The organism is Streptomyces sp. NPDC015127 (genome assembly GCF_043080095.1).
GTDB lineage: Bacteria > Actinomycetota > Actinomycetes > Streptomycetales > Streptomycetaceae > Streptomyces.
This window is the reverse complement of the sequence record NZ_JBIBVE010000007.1, coordinates 209940-227094: the sequence shown is the minus strand read 5'-3', so window position 1 is coordinate 227094 and position 17155 is coordinate 209940. Positions and strand designations below refer to the sequence as shown.

Genomic DNA, 17155 nt, shown 5'->3' with positions numbered 1-17155 from the left:
GAGGATTGAGGCATGAACGACCAGGACAGGCCGACACAACTGCGCGTGGGCGTGGTGGGACTCGGAGCCATGGGTCTCGGCATGGCCCGCAGCCTGCGGAAGGCGGGCTACGACGTGGGAGTCCACGACCTGCGACCGGAGGTGGCCGCGGACTTCGCCCGCGACGGCGGGTCGGCGTACGCCTCCCCCGGCGACCTGGCGGCCGCCGTGGACGTCCTGGTCGGCGTGGTGGTCAACGCCGCACAGGTCGAGTCGGTGCTGTTCGGCACCGGCGGCGCGGCCGAACGGCTCCGCCCGGGCGCCGTGTTCGTCATGTGCTCCACGGTCGACCCGGGATGGTCCGCCGAGATCGAGAGCCGTCTCGCCGAGCGGGGGGTGCTCTACCTGGACGCTCCCATCTCCGGGGGCGCCGCTCGTGCGGCGGCCGGCGAGCTCACCATGATGACGTCGGGCTCCGCCGCGGCGTACGCGGTCGCGGACCCGGTGCTCGACGCCATGAGCAGCACCGTCTACCGCCTGGGCGAGAGCGCCGGACTCGGCTCGAAGGTCAAGATCGTGAACCAGCTGCTCGCGGGCGTGCACATCGCCGCGGCAGCCGAGGCGATGGCCCTGGGCATCAGGGCCGGCGTCCCCGCCGAGGCGCTCTACGAGGTGATCACGCACAGCGCCGGCAACTCGTGGATGTTCGAGAACCGCATGGCGCACGTGCTCGCCGGTGACTACACGCCCCTCTCCGCGGTCGACATCTTCGTCAAGGACCTCGGGCTCGTGCTCGACTCCGCCCGGCCCGAGAGGTTCCCGCTTCCCCTCGCCGCCACCGCCCACCAGATGTTCCTCCAGGCGTCGGCGTCCGGCCTGGGCGCCGAGGACGACAGCGCGGTCATCAAGATCTTCCCGGGGATCGACCTGCCGAAGCCGGCGGAGGACTGACATGGGAATCCGACTCGGCTGCATCGCCGACGACTTCACCGGCGCCACGGACCTGGCCAACAACCTGGTGCGCGCGGGCATGCGCGTGGTCCAGCTGATCGACGTGCCCCCGGCCGGTGCCGAGCAGGCGGTGGACGCGGACGCCGTGGTCGTCGCGCTCAAGTCCCGCACCGTCCCGGCCGCCGACGCCGTCGACGCGTCGCTGCGGGCACTCGCCTGGCTGCGGTCCGCGGGCGCCGAGCAGATGTACTTCAAGTACTGCTCCACCTTCGACTCGACGCCGGCCGGCAACATCGGGCCGGTCACCGAGGCCCTCATGGACGCGCTGGGCACCGACTTCACGATCGCCACGCCCGCGTTCCCCGACAACGGACGCACCGTCTTCAAGGGCCACCTGTTCGTCGGCGACGTACTGCTCGGCGACAGCGGCATGCGCCACCACCCGCTCACGCCGATGACCGACTCCAACCTGGTTACCGTCCTCGGCGCACAGACCACGCGCCCGGTCGGCCTCGTCGACCACACGGTCGTCGGTGACGACACCAAGGCGATCCGGGCCCGCATCGACGCCCTGCGCGGGCAGGGCACAGGGATCGCCGTCGTCGACGCCGTCTCCAACGACGACCTCCTGCGCCTCGGCGCGGCCGTCCAGGGGCTGCCCCTGGTGACCGCCGGCTCCGGCCTCGCGATCGGCCTGCCCGCGAACTGGGGGTTCGAGCCGTCCCGCGCCGCCGCACAGCTGCCCCCGCCCGGGGGACATGCGGCCGTCGTCTCCGGATCGGTCTCCGCCGCCACCAACGGCCAGGTCCTCGAGTTCCTGCGCACCGGCCGGCCCGCGTTCAGTGTGGATCCGCTGCGCATCGCGGCCGGCGAGGACGTTGCCGGCCAGGCACTGGCCTTCGCCGAATCGCACCTGGCCGACGGGCCCGTCCTCGTCTACTCCACCGAGTCGCCCGACACGGTGCGCACCGTCCAGGGCCGGCTCGGCGCCGCCGAGGCAGGTGAACTCGTGGAGCAGACACTGGCCCGCGTCGCGCAGGGTCTCGTGGAGCGCGGCGTCCGCCGGCTCGTGGTCGCGGGCGGGGAGACCTCCGGTGCGGTCGTCCAGGCGCTCGGCATCACCGGACTCCGCATCGGACCGCAGATCGACCCGGGTGTGCCGTGGTGCGCGGCGCCCCTTCCCGACGGGGACACGCTCCACATCACGCTCAAGTCCGGCAATTTCGGTGGCCCGGACTTCTTCACCGCCGCGTTCGCCCACCTGGACCGGGACGCCTCATGACCGAGACCTCCGGCACCGCGGTCGACAGGGCACGCGACGAGATCGTCCGGGTGGGCACGAGCCTGTTCGCCCGGGGCTACGTCCACGCCAGCGCGGGCAACATCAGCGCCCGGGTCGGCGACTGCCACCTGATCACCCCCACCGACGCCGCCCTGGGCTTCCTCGACCCCCACCGCCTCGCGCTGGTCGACCCCGGTGGCGAGCAGATCGCGGGCGACCGCGCCAGCAAGACCCTCACCCTCCATCGACGCATCTGTGCCGCCGACCCCACGGCCGGGTTCGTCATCCACACCCACTCCACGCACCTCGTCGCACTCACCCTGGGCGGCGTGTGGAGACAGGACGACGTGCTGCCCCCGATCACGCCCTACTACGTGATGAAGGTCGGCCACGTCCCGCTCATCCCCTACCACCGGCCCGGCGACCCGCGCGTGGCCGACCTGGTGACCGCCCGGATCGCGGAGCGCGCAGTGGGCGGCACGCCGATCAGGGCCGTCATGCTCGACCGGCTGGGCCCCGTGGTCTGGGGCCCGGACGCAGCCTCCGCCCTCGCCGTCCTCGAAGAACTCGAGGAGACGGCACGTCTCTGGCTCATGACCGACCGTCGCCCCGAGCCCCTCCCCGCCCACGCGATCGACGAACTGAGGTCCACGTTCCGAGCCGCGTGGTGACCAGCTCCACGACTTGTCAGAGAATCCCCTGAGCCGCACAGAAGGTTCCGCCATGCCCCTTTCCGTGACGACGGCCGAGACTCCCGGCCTCGCCCGCGAGAACGCCGTCTTCCGCAAGGTCGTACGCCGCATCGTCCCCTTCCTCGTCCTCTGCTACGTCTTCTCCTACCTGGACCGGGTCAACGTCGGCTTCGCGAAGCTGCAGATGTCCGCCGACCTCGGGTTCAGCGAGGCGGCGTACGGCCTCGGTGCCGGCCTGTTCTTCATCGGCTACTTCCTGTTCGAGGTCCCCTCGAACCTGATGCTGCAGCGCGTCGGCGCCCGCACCTGGATCGCCCGGATCATGATCACGTGGGGCCTGGTCTCGGCGTCGTTCGTGTTCGTCACCAACGAGGCGACGTTCTACGTGCTCCGGTTCCTCCTCGGCGCGGCCGAGGCGGGGTTCTACCCGGGCGTGATCCTCTACTGCACCTACTGGTTCCCCTCGCACCGCCGTGCCCGGGTGATCGCGATGTTCATGTCGGCCATCCCGGTCGCCGGCATCTTCGGCAACCCGCTCTCCGGCTGGATCATGGACCGGTTCCACGGCACGAGCGGGTGGCAGGGCTGGCAGTGGATGTTCCTCCTCGAAGCGATCCCCGCGATCGTCATCGGTGTGGCCACGTTGTTCTACCTGGACAACGGGGTGCGCAGCGCCAAGTGGCTCAGTGACGAGGAGAAGGACATCGTCGAGCGGGCGATCGCCGAGGACGCCGCGCAGCGGACGGTCCACGGCCGGGTCTGGGACGCCTTCCGCGAGCCCAAGGTGTGGCTGATGTGCCTCATCTACTTCTGCTTCGTGATGGGGCAGTACGCGCTGACCTTCTGGATGCCCACGTTCGTCCAGTCCACCGGCATCGAGGGCAACCTCGCGATCGGCGCGCTGAGCGCCGTGCCGTTCCTCGCCGCGCTCGTCGCGATGAACCTGTTCGGCCGTTCGGCGGACAAGCTGCGCGAGCGCCGTTGGCACCTGGTCGTCCCGTCCCTCATGGGCGCCGTCGGGTTCTCGCTGGCCGCAAGCTGGTCCGGGTCGACCGTCATGTCCCTGGTCGCGCTGTCCTTCGCCGCGGCCGGCGTGCTGACCTGCGCACCGCTGTTCTGGTCGCTCCCCACGGCGTTCCTGGGCGGCACCGCCGCCGCGGCCGGCCTCGCCGCGATCAACTCGGTGGGCAACCTCGCCGGCTTCGCCAGCCCCTACATGATCGGTTCCCTCAAGGACGCCACCGGCTCGACGACGATCCCGATGTACGTCCTGGCGCTCAGCCTGGTCGTGGGAGCCGCCGCGGTACTCACCACCAAGAAGGAACTCGTCAACCGCTGACCGCGGTCCCGTCCCGATCCCCGCTCGCCAGTGAGCCGAAGGGGCGCGCGCCCGTGCGCCCCGGAGGCGAACCGAGCGACACACATCCGGAGCCAGCATGCCGAGGTTCGCAGCGAACCTGTCCATGATGTACACCGAGCACGACTTCCTCGACCGCTTCGCCGCGGCCTCGGCGGACGGCTTCGAGGCCGTCGAATACCTCTTCCCCTACGACCACGACCCCGCCGAGCTGCGCCGCCGGCTCGACGACCACGGTCTGAAGCAGGTGCTCTTCAACGCACCGCCGGGTGCGTGGGAGTCCGGGGAGCGTGGCATCGCGGCGCTGCCCGGCCGCGAGGCGGAGCTGCGCTCGGCGATCGACCGGGCCCTCGAGTACGCCGAGGCGCTGGATTGCCCGAGGGTGCACGTGATGGCCGGGCTGGTGCGGCCGGACACGACGCCGGCCGAGCGGGCCGAGCACCGCGACACCTACCTGGCCAACCTCGCCTGGGCCGCGGAGCGGGCCGGCGCGGCGGGCGTCGACCTCCTGATCGAACCGATCAACGGGCGCGACATGCCCGGCTACTTCCTGAACCGCCAGGCCGAGGCCCACGCCGTGGTGCGGGAGGTGGGCGCCTCGCATCTCAAGGTGCAGCTCGACCTGTACCACTGCCAGATCGTCGAGGGCGACCTCACCACGACCCTGCGCCGGGATCTGCCGACCGGCAGGGTCGGTCACCTGCAGATCGCGGGCGTGCCCGACCGCCACGAACCCGACCGGGGCGAACTCGCGATCCGCCATCTGTTCACCGTCGTCGACGAGCTGGGCTTCGACGGGTGGATCGGCTGCGAGTACCGCCCCCGCGCCGGCACGAGCGAGGGGCTCGGCTGGCTGAACGACTACCGAGGAGAAAGCGCATGAGGATCGTCATCACGGGTGGCTTCGGCTTCCTGGGACGGCAGGTCGCCGACAGGCTGCTCAAGACGCGGACGTTCCGCGGCGCCGCGATCGACCGGCTGGTGCTCGCCGACCGGTTCGTGCAGCCCGGCGCGCCGGTGGCGGCAGACCAGCTCGTGGACGTGGTGCAGGGCGATCTGACCGAGCGCCTCGACGAGCTGTTCGCGGAGCCGGTGGACGTCCTGATCCACCTCGCCTCCGCGGTCTCGGCCGAGTGCGAGGCCGACTTCGACCTCGGCATGAGCGCCAACCTGGACACGACCCGGGCGCTGCTCGAAGCCGCCCGGGCGCAGTCGGCCGCCGGCGGCCCGACGCCGCGGGTGGTCTTCTCCAGCAGCGTCGCGGTCTACGGCTCCGACCCGGCCCTGCCGCTGCCGCCGGTGGTCAGCGAGTCGACCCTGCCCACGCCGCGGTCCAGCTACGGGACGCAGAAGCTCGTCTGCGAGCAGCTGGTCGCGGAGTACACCCGCCGTGGCTTCGTCGACGGACGTGTCGCCCGCCTGATGACCGTGTCGGTACGGCCCGGCAAGCCGAACGCCGCCGCCTCCGGCTTCCTGTCCGGCATCATCCGCGAGCCGCTCGCGGGCCTCCCGGCGACCTGCCCGGTACGGCCGGGCCTGCGGGTGGCCCTGGCCTCGCCGCGGAGCACGGTCGAGGGGATCCTCCGCGTCGCCGAGGCCGAGCGCGGCGACGGTGCGGGCTCGCTCGACGGCGGGCTCCCGGTGAACCTTCCGGCGCTGACGGTGTCGGTCGCCGAGATGCTGGACACGCTGCGGCAGGTGGCCGGCGACGCCGTCGCCGACCTGGTGACCATCGCGCCCGATCGTGACGTCGAGGCCATCGTGGGCTCGTGGCCCGCGGTGTTCGACAACGCGCGGGCCGCCGCGCTCGGGCTCGAGCCCGACGCGAGCTTCGCATCGGTAGTGCGCGACTACCTCACCGACCACGCCGACGCGGTCACGGCCGGTGCATCCCTCGCAGCCGGGGCGACCGGATCCGCGCCGATAGACTGAACACCATGTTTTCCAAGGTGAGCGGTCCCGTCCGGCTCGCGGACCAGGTTGCGGCGATGCTCTCGGAGGAGATCGAGTCCGGGCGGCTGGCCGAGGGCGACAAGCTGCCGACCGAGGTGGAGCTGGTCAAGCAGCTGGGTGTCAGCCGCACCGTGGTCCGCGAGGCCGTGTCCCGGCTCCGCAACGCGGGCCTGGTCGAACCGCGCCAAGGGCTCGGCGTGTTCGTCATGCCCCGGCGTACGCGACCGCTCGATCTGGAGGCCGCCGACACCCAGTCCAAGGTGCTGCAGATCGTGGAGGTCCGCCGTGCCATGGAGGGCGAGGCGGCTCATCTCGCGGCCACCCGTGCCACCGCGGGCGACCTCGCCCGGATGCGCCAGGCCCTGGACGCGATCGACGCGGCGGTCGCCTCGGGCGGTGACGGCGTGGACGAGGATCTCGCCTTCCACCAGTCCATCGCCGAGTCGACTGGAAACGCGGTGATGGTCTCGACGGTGCGCTACCTCGGCGAGGTGCTGCGCGGGGGAATCCGTGTCACGCGCGCGAACGAGGCGCGGCGGGGCGACTTCATCGAGGCGGTCAGGCAGGAGCACCACGCCATACTCGACGCGATCGAGTCCGGCGACGCCGAGGCGGCCCGCGAAGCCGCACGCCGCCATATGCAGCATGCCGCCGCTCGGCTGCGGGACGCGGACGAAGGGTTCTGGACCCGGACCGAGGGCATCCGCGTGGATCTCGACTCCGCTCCCTGAGACCGCGCGCGGGCGGCCCCGAGCGGGTGCCGGGCCGGTGGTGTACCCCCGGCCCCCGGCTCCCTGGCCCCCGGCCCCCGGCCCCCGGCAGACCGTCGCGCTCAGCTCACCGGCTGGGCGAACCGCTCGAACGCCCCGTACAGCGCCGTGCGCATCGCGGCACTCCCCAGGTGTCCCGAGTCCTCGACGACCACCAACTCCGCGTCGGGCCAGCCACGGGCGAGTTCCCAGGCCGTGTCGAGCGGCCCGCTGAGGTCGAGGCGGCCGTGGATCAGGACGCCGGGGATGCCTGCCAGGCGCCCCGCGTCCCGGATCAGTTGCCCCTCCTCCAGCCAGGCACCATGGGCGAAGTAGTGCGAACAGATGCGCACGAACGCCAGCTTGGCCAGGGACGGCCTGTCGCCGTACGGGTTGGGCCTGCCCTGGGGCTCAGCCGAGACGACCGCGTCCTCCCAAGCACACCAGTCCACGGCTGCCTTGGCCCGCACGTCCGGATCGGGGCTCTCCATGAGACGCGCGTACGCTCCGACGAGGTCGCCGTCACGGTCGGCCTCCGGGACCCCCTCCCGGAACCGCTCCCACGCCTCGGGGAAGAACCGGCCCGCACCCTGGTAGAGCCAGTCGATCTCGTAGCGCCGGGTGGTGGTGACGGCGGCGAGGACGATCTCCGACACGCGCTCCGGGTACCGCTCGGCGTACGCGAGGCTCAGCGTGGACCCCCATGAACCGCCGAAGAGCAACCACCGCTCGACGCCCAGGTGTTGGCGCAGCTGCTCCATGTCGGCGATCAGGTGCTGGGTGGTGTTGAGCCTCATGTCCGCGGCGGGGTCGCTCGCGTGAGGGGCGCTGCGGCCGCATCCGCGCTGGTCGAAGAGGATGATCCGGTACCGCTCCGGGTCGAAGGACCTGCGGGTCCCCGCCGAGCAGCCCGAACCCGGGCCGCCGTGGACGACGAGGGCGGGCTTGCCGGCGGGGTTGCCGCACGCCTCCCAGTAGACGAGATTCCCGTCGCCGGTGTCGAGCATCCCGTGGTCGTAGGGGTCTATCGGCGGATAGGGCGCGGCCATGGCCTGGCATCTCCTTCGTCGCGTACGTCGACGGGCACGAGCCGCACACGGTACAAGCGGACAGCGGTCCGACGGCAGGGATTGCGCGGCTCCCGGACGCCACGCTCGTGGTGCAGCCGGGGGCGGGGCACTACCCCTGGCTGGACGACGCCGACCGGTTCGTGGCGACCACGGCGGCATTCCTGAGCTGAAGTCCCGCCCGCGTGCCTGGAGTCGGCCACCGGAGTCGCCGACAAACAGGCCGGGGCCGTCACGTCGCATCGTCGACGTGACGGCCCTGGCCCGGACTGCTGCCTGCCGGTCACCGGGTGCCGGTGATCCACCGCTGGAGTGCGGCGTGGGTGGTGTCGTCCAGCGTGCACAGCGCCTCGATGGCGTCGAGGTCGCCCGGCAGGGGCGCGATGCCCGCGGTGGTGAGCGCGGCGTGCAGGTCCAGGCGGCGCCGGTCCGCCGGCTCCAGGGGCATGGGCACCCGCCGCCCGGGGTCGGGCGCGGGCAGGACGTAGTCGCCGGAGTCCGGGGCGCCGTAGGGGGTGTGCGCCGTCTCGAGGTCGTCGATGAAGGCTCCGGGGAAGCGGTAGGGGTCGAACTGCGAACCCGCGACGGGGACGATGGTGGATACCTGTCCGCTGGTCATGAGTACCTCCTCGGTTGTCGTGCAACTGAACAGGAGGAGTACGCGGCGCCCTCCGGCAGTTGCAGTAAGCGCCGGTTACCACCCGAATGTCCCCTATGGCATTTCGTCACACGACAGATGAACTGATCTGAGGGGGCGACAACGGCGGGGCACCACCCTGCTGTTCTGCCTGGCGGGGCGGCACCGGAACCAGCTTCCTGGGGGACGTCGGGGACCTCAGGACCGGTCCAGGTCACCGGCGCCGGGCAGGGCGGGTGCGGGCCGAGGCGACGGCGGCGGTCCGGCCGGGGACGGCGTCCAGTGACGGGGCGACGACAGCGAATGCCCGGTCGGTCAGTGCCGCGGGATCCTCCGCGCCGTCGCTGCCGCTCCACCGCTGCAGCACAGCATCGAAAGCGTTCAACGCCATCCCGGCGGCCAGCTGCGGGTACAGGTCGGCGTCGGGGTCCAGCCCCAGGCGCTGTGCCTCCGCCGTCAGGTCGTCGCGCCACTGCGCCTGGCGCTCCAGGAAGCGGGCGCGCAGGGCGTATCGGAGCGCTTGACCGACGTGCGGTACGTGTTCCCGGCCGCCGTCTGAACGCCGCTGACCTTCTCAGCGACCGGGGCGTGCCCGCCGCGGTCGCTCAGCCCGGCGACGGGGCACGGGCGGCGATGGCGTCCAGCACGAGGTCCAGCGCGAAGAGGAAGTTGGCCTCGTCGTCCACCGCGGCCAAGTACGGTGCCGCTGCCGCCAGATGGGGGTGGGTGGCCGCGGGTACGGCGGCGTACTCGCGGCTCCACGAGGACTCGTCGCCGCGGCGCGTGGCGGCGTCGAGCGTGGCGTACGTGGCGTCCATGCAGGACCAGCCCAGCATGAAGTCGACCAGGGCACGGTAGTGACGCACCGCCTGGTCGGGCGGGAACCCGGCGTCGGCCAGTGCGGCGAGGATCGTCTCGATCACCCGCATCTCGGCCGGCCGGCGGGTGATGCGCACGGTGGCCAGCACGGCGGCCCGGGGGTGCGCGAGGTAGACCTCGCGGTTGCGGATGCACAGCGCGCGCAGGGTCTCGCGCCAGTCTCCGGAGGGCTCGAAGCCCTCGATGCCCTTGTCGAGCAGGTGGTCCGCCACGGCCAGCAGCAGGTCGTCCTTGCTGCGGAAGTGCCGGTAGAGGGCGGTGGGGTCGGCGCCGAGGCGGGCGCCGATGCGCCGGAACGTCAGGGCGTCGGCGCCTTCGGTGTCCAGCAGGTCGAGGCAGGCGTCGACGATCAGCCCGGGGCTGAGCGACGGCCGCGGACGGCGCGCTGCGGAAGCCTTTCCCTTGCGCGTTCCCCCGGACGCCGCTTCCCCGGGTGGCCCAGTCTGCTTGCCCGCCCGTGACGCCATGGCGCACTCCCCTCGCTGATCGGCTCCATTGTGCCGCCACACCTGCGCGGAGCCCGCGTCCCGGTCACACGACCGTCGACCCCGGCGCCGGGACCGCGGCCGCTCATGCGCGCCCGATCGCGCCGATGCCGTTGCGCGAGCCCCGCATCAAGATCGCGTACGCGCCCGACGCCACGACCATGCCGACGGGCAGGGCGAGGTCCACACCGCCCAGGGCGCCGGCGATCGGGCCCGTGTACACGGTGTTGACGCACAGAGCTGCCGTAGTGACGCCCGCCGCGAGGGCGAGGGCCCCTGCCCAGTTGACGCCCCCGATGTACCAGAACAGGCTGCCGGGCGTCTCGTCCGTGAGCGCGTGGCCGTCGTAGCGGCCCCGGCGCAGCAGGATGTCACGGTCGTCGACGGCCGCCCGGTCCACCGCGACGCGGCCCTGTGACCCGCCGCCCCGCCGGATGACGGCGGCGCACCGAAGCGCTCCCGTTGCGGCGCCCGCCGCCTGCCTGGCGGCGGGCCCAGCCGCACGGCGCCCGCCGACGGGGCAGGCGCCGCCGCGTACAGGTGCCGGGCCCGTCAGGTCAGCGGGAGGCGCATGATCGTGAGGTCCAGCCAGCGGCCGAACTTGGTGCCGACTTCCGGCACCGTGCCCACGTGGTGGAATCCGAAGCGTTCGTGCAGGCGGACCGACGCCGCGTTGTCCGCCTCGATGTCCGCGATCATGACGTGGTGCCCGGCCTGACGTGCCGAGGAGATGAGGGCGGCCATCAGTGCGGAGCCGACACCGAGCCCGTGCCGGTCCTCGCGGACGTAGACCGAGTCCTCCACCGTGTGCCGGAATCCTTCCAGCGCCCGCCACGGGCCGTAGACCGCGAAGCCCGCGATCTCGCCCTCGACCTCGGCCACGAACCCCGAGCCGCGGTCCAGGTGGGCGGCCAGCCAGGCGGCACCCTCGGCAGGCGTCTGCGGTGTCTCCGTCCACAGGGCCGTCGAGTGTTCGATCGCGTGGTTGCGGATGGCGAGTACGGCATCCACGTCGCCGGGGGCCGCCGGGCGGACCTTCACCGCGCCGGGCTTCTCGTATATTGGAACCATGTCCAACATAGTAGATCCTCTGGTGGGGCAGATCGCCGCGCGCGTCCGTGCCGAACGCGAGCGGCGCCGGTGGACCCTGGCGCAGCTCGCCGACGCCTCCGGCGTCTCCCGCGCCATGATCAACCGGATCGAGCGCGGCGAGAGCAGCCCCACCGCCGTCGTGCTGGGCAAACTCTCCGCCGCCTTCCAGCTCAGTGTCTCCTCCCTGCTCGCCCTCGCCGAAGGCTCCGCCGGCGACGACGACGCCCCCGGGGCCACGAGTGCCGACGGGGACAAGGCCGGGGTGCGCCGGCAGGCAGCAGCCGCCGAGTGGCGCGACCCGGCGACGGGCTACCGCCGGCGCCAGATCACCGGGCCGCACTTCCCCGCGGAGATCGCCGAGATCGAGCTGCCCGCCGGAGCCCGTGTGCCGTATCCGGCCGCGGCCTTCGCCTTCGTCCGGCAGGTCGTCTGGGTGCTCGACGGCCGGCTGACCTTCCACGAGGGCGACACGGTCCACGAACTGGCGGCGGGCGACACCATCGAACTGGGCGATCCCGCCCCGTGCGTCTTCGCCAACACCAGTGGTGAGGCGTGCCGTTATGCCGTCGTCCTCACCCGGGGCGAGCGGCCGTGACCCTCCCCCGAGGCGGCATGTTCCTCCTCGCCTGTACGGCCGGAACGGCGATCGCGAACAACTACGCCATCCAGCCCGCGCTCTCGGCCGTCGCCGCGGACCTCGGCGTGCCGCTGTCCGTGATCGGCCTCGTGCCGACGGCCGCGCTCATCGGCTGCATGGTCGGCTTCGCCCTGCTGCTCCCGCTGACGGACCACGTGGCCCCCAACCGCCTGATCGCCGGGCAACTCGTCCTCCTGGCCGCGGCCCTCGTCCTGGCCGCTTCCGCCCACGGCGCGGGCGTACTCCTGGCCGCCTACCTGCTCATCGGCGCGGCGGCCGGTGTCGCGGCGCAGGCCGGCAGCATCGCCGGCCGCCACGCACCGCCCGGGCGTCGCGCCACCGGTGTCGCCACCGTGGCCGCCGGGATGTCGGCCGGCATCCTCGTGAGCCGGCTGGCCGGGGGATCGCTCGCCGAACTCCTCGGGTGGCGGCAGATGTTGTGCGTGTTCGCCGCCCTCGCCCTGCTGGCCGCCCTCGGCACCGGAACACTCCTCCCCCGGGAGCGGCCGTCGTCCGGCAGCGGCTACCTCGACACGCTCCGCTCGCTCGCCCCGCTGCTGCGCCAACACCGGCAGCTCCGCCGCGCGGTGGCCGCCGGCGGCCTGTGGTACTTCGCCTTCAACCTCGTCTGGGTCACCCTCGCCCTCGCCCTGGCCCAACCACCCCACTCGCTGGGCCCGTCCGCCATCGGGCTGTACAGCCTGGCCGGAGTCCTGGGCTTCGCCGTCCTCCCGCTGACCGGACGGCTCGCCGACCGCTGGACGCCCCGCACGGTGATCATCGCCGGCCTGCTGGTCGCCGCTGCCGGGGTCGCCCTCCTCGCCACCGGCCTCGGCAATCCGCCGGTGACCGGGCTTGGGCTCGCCCTCTTCGACGCGGGATGCTTCGCCGCCCAGGCGGCCAACCAGAGCCGGGTCATCGCCATCGACCCCGCTCGCAGCGGCAGCCTGAGCAGCGTCTACCTCGTGCTGTACTTCGTCGCCGGAGCCGTCGGCACCGCGCTGGCCGCACCCCTGCTCGAAACCTTCGGGTGGCGCGGCTCGTCCGCCGTCGCCCTCACCGCTCTGCTCCTCGCCGCGCTCATGGCGGGTCGCCGGCGTGTGCCGCGGACCCGACGGGCGCGCCGTGGACCGCAGGAGGCGATCAGCCCTGCTCCTGCGGCCGGCTCTCGGCCTCCCGCAGATTCCGGTCGGTGAGCTCGGTGCGGGCCTCGGTACGGTGCCCGCGGGCGATGTAGTCGCGCAGCACGACTTCGACGGCGTCCTGGGGCGATCCGACGCCGGCCAGGACCATCACCTCCACGACGAGCTCGGCATCGAGACTGATGTTGACCTTGGCCACGTTCGCCCCCCCCGTGTCGTCTTCCGCAGGGACTCTAGCCGCTGAAGGCGGCGGTCAGCTCTGGTCGGTCCCGTACGACGCCGCCAACGCGCCCCGGCCGGCGCGGCCATGGACGGACGCACCTGGCGACGGCGACGTGCGGCAGGCCGGTGTGGTCACCTTCCACCGCCTCGACGCCGGGCGGACGAAGGTGATGCTGCAGATGGACTTCGACCCGGCGGGAGTCGCGGAGAACGTCGGCGACAAGCTGGGCTTCGTCAGGCACCGTACGTCCGGCGACCTCAACCGGTTCAAGCGGTTCGTCGAGTCCCGGGGCGTGGCCGACGGGGCCTGGCGCGGCACGGTCTGAGACCAGGGGCCGTACACCCTGGGAGAGCGTCGCGTGCGGTGTACCGCCGGGTGGAGAACCGCCCGGCGGTACACCTGTGTCGTCGCCCCGCGGCGCCTGCACCTCAGAGGTGCACGCGCCCGCCGGGGACCGACCAGGCATCGCCCGCCTCCGGACGGCGGCCCCGCGTTCCCGTGGCAGTCGCTTACGCGGCCGCGGCGGGAGCCGGGGCGAGTTCGGCGCGGCCGAACAGGAGCGCGTAGCCGCGGGGCAGTTCGGCGAGGATACGGCGGGTGAGGTCGTCGCCGGCCTGTTGGGCGAGGAGCGTCAGGACGGTGCCGGCGGCCCAGCGGGCCTCGGGGCGGCTGAGGGGCGCGAGGCGGGCGGCGACCGCGTCGACGAAGTCGGGAGCGGTGAGGGGCTGGGTCAGCGGAATCTGACGACTGATCACCGCAGCCGCCTCCTCGGGCAGCAGGCCCGCCAGTTCGCATCGTTCCTCACCGCTGACGTGTCCGCCCAGGACAGTGAGCACCGCGCGCAGAACGCGTTCGGCTTCGGCGCCGGTGGCGTACCGGCCCGAGTACCGCACCTGCTGGACGAGTTGCTGCCAGTGCACGTTGGTGGTCCTTTCTTGACAGGCAGTCCGGAACACCGCAGAACAACGGTGCCGGCTGCGTGACGAACACGGTCGGTCAGCCGGTGGTGGCAATGCGCTTCACCGCGGCCCCCATTTTCACACGTCGTCCAAACGACGACAAGTGAGATGTCAACCATCGGCTGACGAGGCGCCCGGTGGCCGGCCACGCCGCGTCGGGCCGTGCCGAGCGGGGCCTCCTTTCCGTCACAGCCCCAGCAGTTCGGGGTCCCACGCGAAGGCCGTGTGCTCCCCCGCTCCGATCCGCTGCTCGGACCAGATGACCTTGCCGTCGGCGGTGTAACGGGTGCCCCAGCGCTCGGCGTACTGGGCGACGAGGTACAGGCCGCGGCCGCCCTCGTCGGTCGTCGCCGCGTAGCGCAGATGAGGTGCGCTGCGGCCGGCGTCGGACACCTCGCAGATGAGCGTCCGGTCGTGCAGCAGCCGGACCCTGACCGGCGGGACACCGTAGCGGATGGCGTTGGTGACCAGTTCGCTGAGGATCAGTTCCGTCGCGAAGGCTTCCTCGTCGAGCCCCTGGTCCGTGAGCCAGCGGCCGACCTCCTTGCGGACGACGGAGACCGCGGCGGGATCGGATGCGACGTCCCACTCCCCCACGCGGCCCGGGTCGAGCATGCGGGTGGTGGCCACCAGCAGGGCCACGTCGTCCACCGGCGGCGTGACCAGCATCGCCGCGAGCAGATCCGCGCACGTCTGCTCCGCGGACCCGTCCGTCCTCGCGAGCACCTGGTGCATCACCGCGAGACCGGCGTCGAAGTCCCGCTCCCGCGTCTCGACCAGGCCGTCGGTGAAGAGCACCAGCCGGCTCCCCTCGGGCACCCGCAGCTCCACGGACTCGAAGAGCAGCCCTCCGAGCCCCAGCGGCAGCCCCGCGGGGATCTCGGGGATCTCCACACTGCCGTCGGGCGGCGCGAGCACGGGCCCCGGATGCCCGGCCCTCGCCACCGCACAGGTTCCCGCGGCAGGATCGTAGATCGCGTAGAGGCAGGTGGCACCGGTGACGGCCGTGGCGGATCCGTCGGCCGACTCGGCCTGGTCGATCCGGGACACCAACTCGTCCATGCGCGCCAGTAGTTCGTCGGGCGGGAGGTCCAGGCCGGCGAAGTTGTGCACGGCGGTGCGCAGCCGTCCCATCGTCGCGGCCGCGTGCAGGCCGTGGCCGACCACGTCTCCCACGACGAGTGCCACGCGCGCGCCCGGCAGCGGGATCACGTCGAACCAGTCACCGCCGACCCCGGCCCGGGCGGGCAGGTACCGGGAGGCTACCTCCAGCGCGCTCTGCTCGGGCAGGGCGCCGGGCAGCAGACTGCGCTGCAGTGTGACCGCCAGGCCGTGCTCCCGCGTGTAACGGCGGGCGTTGTCCACGCACACGGCCGCCCGTGCCACCAGCTCCTCCGCGAACGACAGATCGTCGTCGTCGAAGGGAACGGGATTCCGCACGCGCCAGAAGTTGGCCATCCCGAGGACCACACCGCGGGCGTGCAGGGGCACACAGATCAGGGAGTGCCCGCCGTACGCGAGGATCCGGGCCGCCTGCTCGGGGTCCTGTTCCCGCCAGGCGTGCGTGGTGGTCAGATCCGGAACCAGCAGGGAACGGCCGCTGCTCATGCCCTCGGCGCGCGGATCGGCGGGGGCGAACCCCATGTCCCGGCCGGCGGGGTGGAAGGGGTGGTCCGCGCCCGCGCCCGCGATGGCCGTGCGGCGCATGTCGATCACCGGACCGGATTCGGCATCCGGTTCCGGATCCTCACCGCCCAGGACGGGCGCCGCGAGATCCACCGTCACGACATCGGCGAAACGAGGGGTCGCCACTTCCGCCAGTTCCTCCGCGGTGTGGGTCACGTCCAGCGTCGTACCGATGCGCGCACTGGCCTCGTAGAGCAGGAGCAGCCGCTCGCGCACCTCCTCGGCCCGGCCCGCGAGAGCGGTCAGCTCCGTCGTGTCCCGCAGGGTGGCCACCGTCCCGGCCGGTCCCCCGCGGGCGTCGGTGGGCCGCAGGTTGACGGCCAGCAGGCGGTCCCCAGCGGCCCGTACCTCGTCCGAGGCCGCTCTCCCGGAGGCGAGCAGGTCCGCGGTCGCGGCGTCCAGGCCCAGGTCGGCCACGGGCCTGCCCTCCGCGTCCGGGGGCAGGGCGAGCAGCCGGCATGCCTCGTCGTTGGCGAGCACCAGCCTCCCGTCGCTGCCGATGATCAGCACGCCCTCGCGCACGGAGTGGAGCACCGCGTCGTGGTGCTCGTACAGGCGCGTCATCTCGGCCGGGCCCAGACCGCGCGTCTGTCGCCGCAGCCGCCGGCTGACAAGCGCCGCGCCCCCAGCGGTGAGGACCAGCGCGGCCGAGGCTGCGCCCAGCAGCACGGGCACGTCCCGGTTGGCCAGGGCGTTGACGTTCTCGACCGTGATCCCGACCGAGACGAGTCCGACGACGGTGCCGTCGGGCCGCTGGACGGGCACGACGGAGTTCACGGCGGGGCCGCGGCTCCCGGTGAACGTGCGGGTGAAGCCGCGTCCCTCGGCCGCCTCCTTGTACGGGCCGATGATGTGTTTCCCGATCAACGACGGGTCGGGGTGGGTGTAGCGGAACCCGTTGCGGTCGGAGACGACGACGTATTCCACACCGGTGCTCTTGCGGGTCTCCTCCGCGAGCGGTTGCAGTACCGCGGTGGGATCCGGACTCTCCAGCGCCGCGACGATGCCCGGGGAGTTGGCGAACGTCTCGGCGACGCTGAACGAGCGTGTCCGCGCGTCCTGCGTGCCGGCGCGACGGCCCTGCAGCACGAGCGACACCGCCGCCGCGGTGACGAGCAGCACCACGATCGCCAACTGCAGAAGAAACACCTGCCCGGCGACCGTGCGCACGCCGAACAGAGAACGGGAGCGCCGTCGCGGCCGGGGGGCCGGCGACCGGGAGGCCGATGGCCGGATCCCTGCCGCGTACCGGCCGAAGGCACCCATAACTCTTTCTACCACCGAAACCCGGACCGGCCATCGAGCAGTCGCAGCGACCAGCCCCCGGATACTCCGCTGATGTGCTCCTGACGCGCCGGCCCGTCGGCTCCGGGCCGGCTACGCGC

17 protein-coding genes and 3 pseudogenes are annotated in these 17155 nt (G+C 72.5%); 11 read left to right on the top strand and 9 right to left on the bottom strand.

What is annotated here, in order from left to right; translation table 11 throughout:
* The first annotated feature begins 12 nt into the window (after positions 1 to 12).
* From ltnD to ACF08N_RS16130, 7 genes are all read left to right on the top strand, one after another.
* On the top strand, positions 13 to 930 hold the full coding sequence (ltnD, locus tag ACF08N_RS16160) for an L-threonate dehydrogenase (RefSeq protein WP_392325241.1): 918 nt from the start codon (positions 13 to 15) through the stop codon (positions 928 to 930).
* 1 nt (position 931) lies between these two features.
* A complete protein-coding gene (gene otnK / locus ACF08N_RS16155) occupies positions 932 to 2212 on the top strand; it encodes a 3-oxo-tetronate kinase (protein WP_392325240.1) in 1281 nt (426 codons plus the stop codon).
* Entirely contained in the window at positions 2209 to 2883 is a 675-nt protein-coding gene (locus ACF08N_RS16150) for an aldolase (protein ID WP_392325239.1), read from the top strand. The genes otnK and ACF08N_RS16150 overlap by 4 nt, the downstream gene beginning before the upstream one ends.
* Before the next feature lie 52 nt (positions 2884 to 2935).
* Positions 2936 to 4243 (top strand): MFS transporter, encoded by a 1308-nt coding sequence (locus tag ACF08N_RS16145; RefSeq protein WP_392325238.1) that lies wholly within the window; start codon positions 2936 to 2938, stop codon positions 4241 to 4243.
* 97 nt (positions 4244 to 4340) lie between these two features.
* Positions 4341 to 5144 (top strand): 2-oxo-tetronate isomerase, encoded by an 804-nt coding sequence (gene otnI / locus ACF08N_RS16140; RefSeq protein ID WP_392325237.1) that lies wholly within the window; start codon positions 4341 to 4343, stop codon positions 5142 to 5144.
* Positions 5141 to 6193, top strand: coding sequence for a D-erythronate dehydrogenase (denD, locus tag ACF08N_RS16135; protein WP_392325236.1), 1053 nt, complete (start codon positions 5141 to 5143; stop codon positions 6191 to 6193). The genes otnI and denD overlap by 4 nt, the downstream gene beginning before the upstream one ends.
* A gap of 5 nt (positions 6194 to 6198) precedes the next feature.
* On the top strand, positions 6199 to 6945 hold the full coding sequence (locus tag ACF08N_RS16130) for a FadR/GntR family transcriptional regulator (RefSeq protein ID WP_392325235.1): 747 nt from the start codon (positions 6199 to 6201) through the stop codon (positions 6943 to 6945).
* 101 nt (positions 6946 to 7046) lie between these two features.
* Here the strand turns inward: ACF08N_RS16130 and pip are convergent, their stop codons facing one another.
* Positions 7047 to 8012 carry a prolyl aminopeptidase gene (gene pip, locus ACF08N_RS16125; protein WP_392325234.1) on the bottom strand — a complete coding sequence of 322 codons (966 nt, stop codon included), beginning with the start codon at positions 8010 to 8012 and terminating at the stop codon, positions 7047 to 7049.
* Here pip and ACF08N_RS16120 point away from each other — a divergent pair.
* Positions 7994 to 8203 (top strand): annotated as a pseudogene (locus ACF08N_RS16120) (alpha/beta fold hydrolase); the annotation flags it as partial. The gene pip and the pseudogene ACF08N_RS16120 overlap by 19 nt on opposite strands.
* Before the next feature lie 110 nt (positions 8204 to 8313).
* Here ACF08N_RS16120 and ACF08N_RS16115 read toward each other — a convergent pair.
* The 5 genes and pseudogenes from ACF08N_RS16115 to ACF08N_RS16095 form a co-directional block, all read right to left on the bottom strand.
* The gene (locus tag ACF08N_RS16115) at positions 8314 to 8649 is read right to left on the bottom strand and encodes a hypothetical protein (RefSeq protein ID WP_392325233.1); all 336 of its coding nucleotides are present in this window, start codon (positions 8647 to 8649) and stop codon (positions 8314 to 8316) included.
* A 232-nt stretch (positions 8650 to 8881) separates the two neighbouring features.
* Positions 8882 to 9199 (bottom strand): annotated as a pseudogene (locus tag ACF08N_RS16110) (hypothetical protein); the annotation flags it as partial.
* A gap of 73 nt (positions 9200 to 9272) precedes the next feature.
* Positions 9273 to 10013 (bottom strand): TetR/AcrR family transcriptional regulator, encoded by a 741-nt coding sequence (locus tag ACF08N_RS16105; protein WP_392325232.1) that lies wholly within the window; start codon positions 10011 to 10013, stop codon positions 9273 to 9275.
* A 103-nt stretch (positions 10014 to 10116) separates the two neighbouring features.
* Complete coding sequence (locus ACF08N_RS16100; RefSeq protein ID WP_392325231.1) at positions 10117 to 10431, bottom strand: hypothetical protein; 315 nt, start codon at positions 10429 to 10431, stop codon at positions 10117 to 10119.
* 152 nt (positions 10432 to 10583) lie between these two features.
* Positions 10584 to 11102 carry a GNAT family N-acetyltransferase gene (locus tag ACF08N_RS16095; RefSeq protein ID WP_392325230.1) on the bottom strand — a complete coding sequence of 173 codons (519 nt, stop codon included), beginning with the start codon at positions 11100 to 11102 and terminating at the stop codon, positions 10584 to 10586.
* Here ACF08N_RS16095 and ACF08N_RS16090 point away from each other — a divergent pair.
* Positions 11101 to 11718 carry a helix-turn-helix domain-containing protein gene (locus ACF08N_RS16090; protein ID WP_392325229.1) on the top strand — a complete coding sequence of 206 codons (618 nt, stop codon included), beginning with the start codon at positions 11101 to 11103 and terminating at the stop codon, positions 11716 to 11718. The genes ACF08N_RS16095 and ACF08N_RS16090 overlap by 2 nt on opposite strands.
* Positions 11715 to 12956, top strand: a complete 1242-nt coding sequence (locus tag ACF08N_RS16085) for an MFS transporter (protein WP_392325228.1) — start codon at positions 11715 to 11717, stop codon at positions 12954 to 12956. Before ACF08N_RS16090 ends, ACF08N_RS16085 begins: the two co-directional genes overlap by 4 nt.
* Here ACF08N_RS16085 and ACF08N_RS16080 read toward each other — a convergent pair.
* Entirely contained in the window at positions 12904 to 13101 is a 198-nt protein-coding gene (locus tag ACF08N_RS16080; RefSeq protein WP_392325227.1) for a type II toxin-antitoxin system VapB family antitoxin, read from the bottom strand. The genes ACF08N_RS16085 and ACF08N_RS16080 overlap by 53 nt on opposite strands.
* 130 nt (positions 13102 to 13231) lie before the next feature.
* Here ACF08N_RS16080 and ACF08N_RS16075 point away from each other — a divergent pair.
* A pseudogene (locus ACF08N_RS16075) lies at positions 13232 to 13450 on the top strand (cyclase); the annotation flags it as partial.
* Between the two features lie 184 nt (positions 13451 to 13634).
* Here ACF08N_RS16075 and ACF08N_RS16070 read toward each other — a convergent pair.
* Together ACF08N_RS16070 and ACF08N_RS16065 are read right to left on the bottom strand one after the other, a co-directional pair.
* Positions 13635 to 14045, bottom strand: coding sequence for a DUF2267 domain-containing protein (locus tag ACF08N_RS16070; RefSeq protein ID WP_392325226.1), 411 nt, complete (start codon positions 14043 to 14045; stop codon positions 13635 to 13637).
* Positions 14046 to 14270: 225 nt separating this feature from the next.
* A complete protein-coding gene (locus ACF08N_RS16065; protein ID WP_392325390.1) occupies positions 14271 to 16949 on the bottom strand; it encodes a SpoIIE family protein phosphatase in 2679 nt (892 codons plus the stop codon).
* Positions 16950 to 17155 lie beyond the last annotated feature (206 nt).

What these genes read in the sequence shown, in the direction of transcription:
- ltnD (WP_392325241.1), top strand. Translation starts at nt 13, where the DNA reads ATGAACGACCAGGACAGGCCGACACAACTGCGCGTGGGCGTGGTGGGA.
- otnK (WP_392325240.1), top strand. Translation starts at nt 932, where the DNA reads ATGGGAATCCGACTCGGCTGCATCGCCGACGACTTCACCGGCGCCACG.
- ACF08N_RS16150 (WP_392325239.1), top strand. Translation starts at nt 2,209, where the DNA reads ATGACCGAGACCTCCGGCACCGCGGTCGACAGGGCACGCGACGAGATC.
- ACF08N_RS16145 (WP_392325238.1), top strand. Translation starts at nt 2,936, where the DNA reads ATGCCCCTTTCCGTGACGACGGCCGAGACTCCCGGCCTCGCCCGCGAG.
- otnI (WP_392325237.1), top strand. Translation starts at nt 4,341, where the DNA reads ATGCCGAGGTTCGCAGCGAACCTGTCCATGATGTACACCGAGCACGAC.
- denD (WP_392325236.1), top strand. Translation starts at nt 5,141, where the DNA reads ATGAGGATCGTCATCACGGGTGGCTTCGGCTTCCTGGGACGGCAGGTC.
- ACF08N_RS16130 (WP_392325235.1), top strand. Translation starts at nt 6,199, where the DNA reads ATGTTTTCCAAGGTGAGCGGTCCCGTCCGGCTCGCGGACCAGGTTGCG.
- pip (WP_392325234.1), bottom strand. Translation starts at nt 8,012, where the DNA reads ATGGCCGCGCCCTATCCGCCGATAGACCCCTACGACCACGGGATGCTC.
- ACF08N_RS16115 (WP_392325233.1), bottom strand. Translation starts at nt 8,649, where the DNA reads ATGACCAGCGGACAGGTATCCACCATCGTCCCCGTCGCGGGTTCGCAG.
- ACF08N_RS16105 (WP_392325232.1), bottom strand. Translation starts at nt 10,013, where the DNA reads ATGGCGTCACGGGCGGGCAAGCAGACTGGGCCACCCGGGGAAGCGGCG.
- ACF08N_RS16090 (WP_392325229.1), top strand. Translation starts at nt 11,101, where the DNA reads ATGTCCAACATAGTAGATCCTCTGGTGGGGCAGATCGCCGCGCGCGTC.
- ACF08N_RS16095 (WP_392325230.1), bottom strand. Translation starts at nt 11,102, where the DNA reads ATGGTTCCAATATACGAGAAGCCCGGCGCGGTGAAGGTCCGCCCGGCG.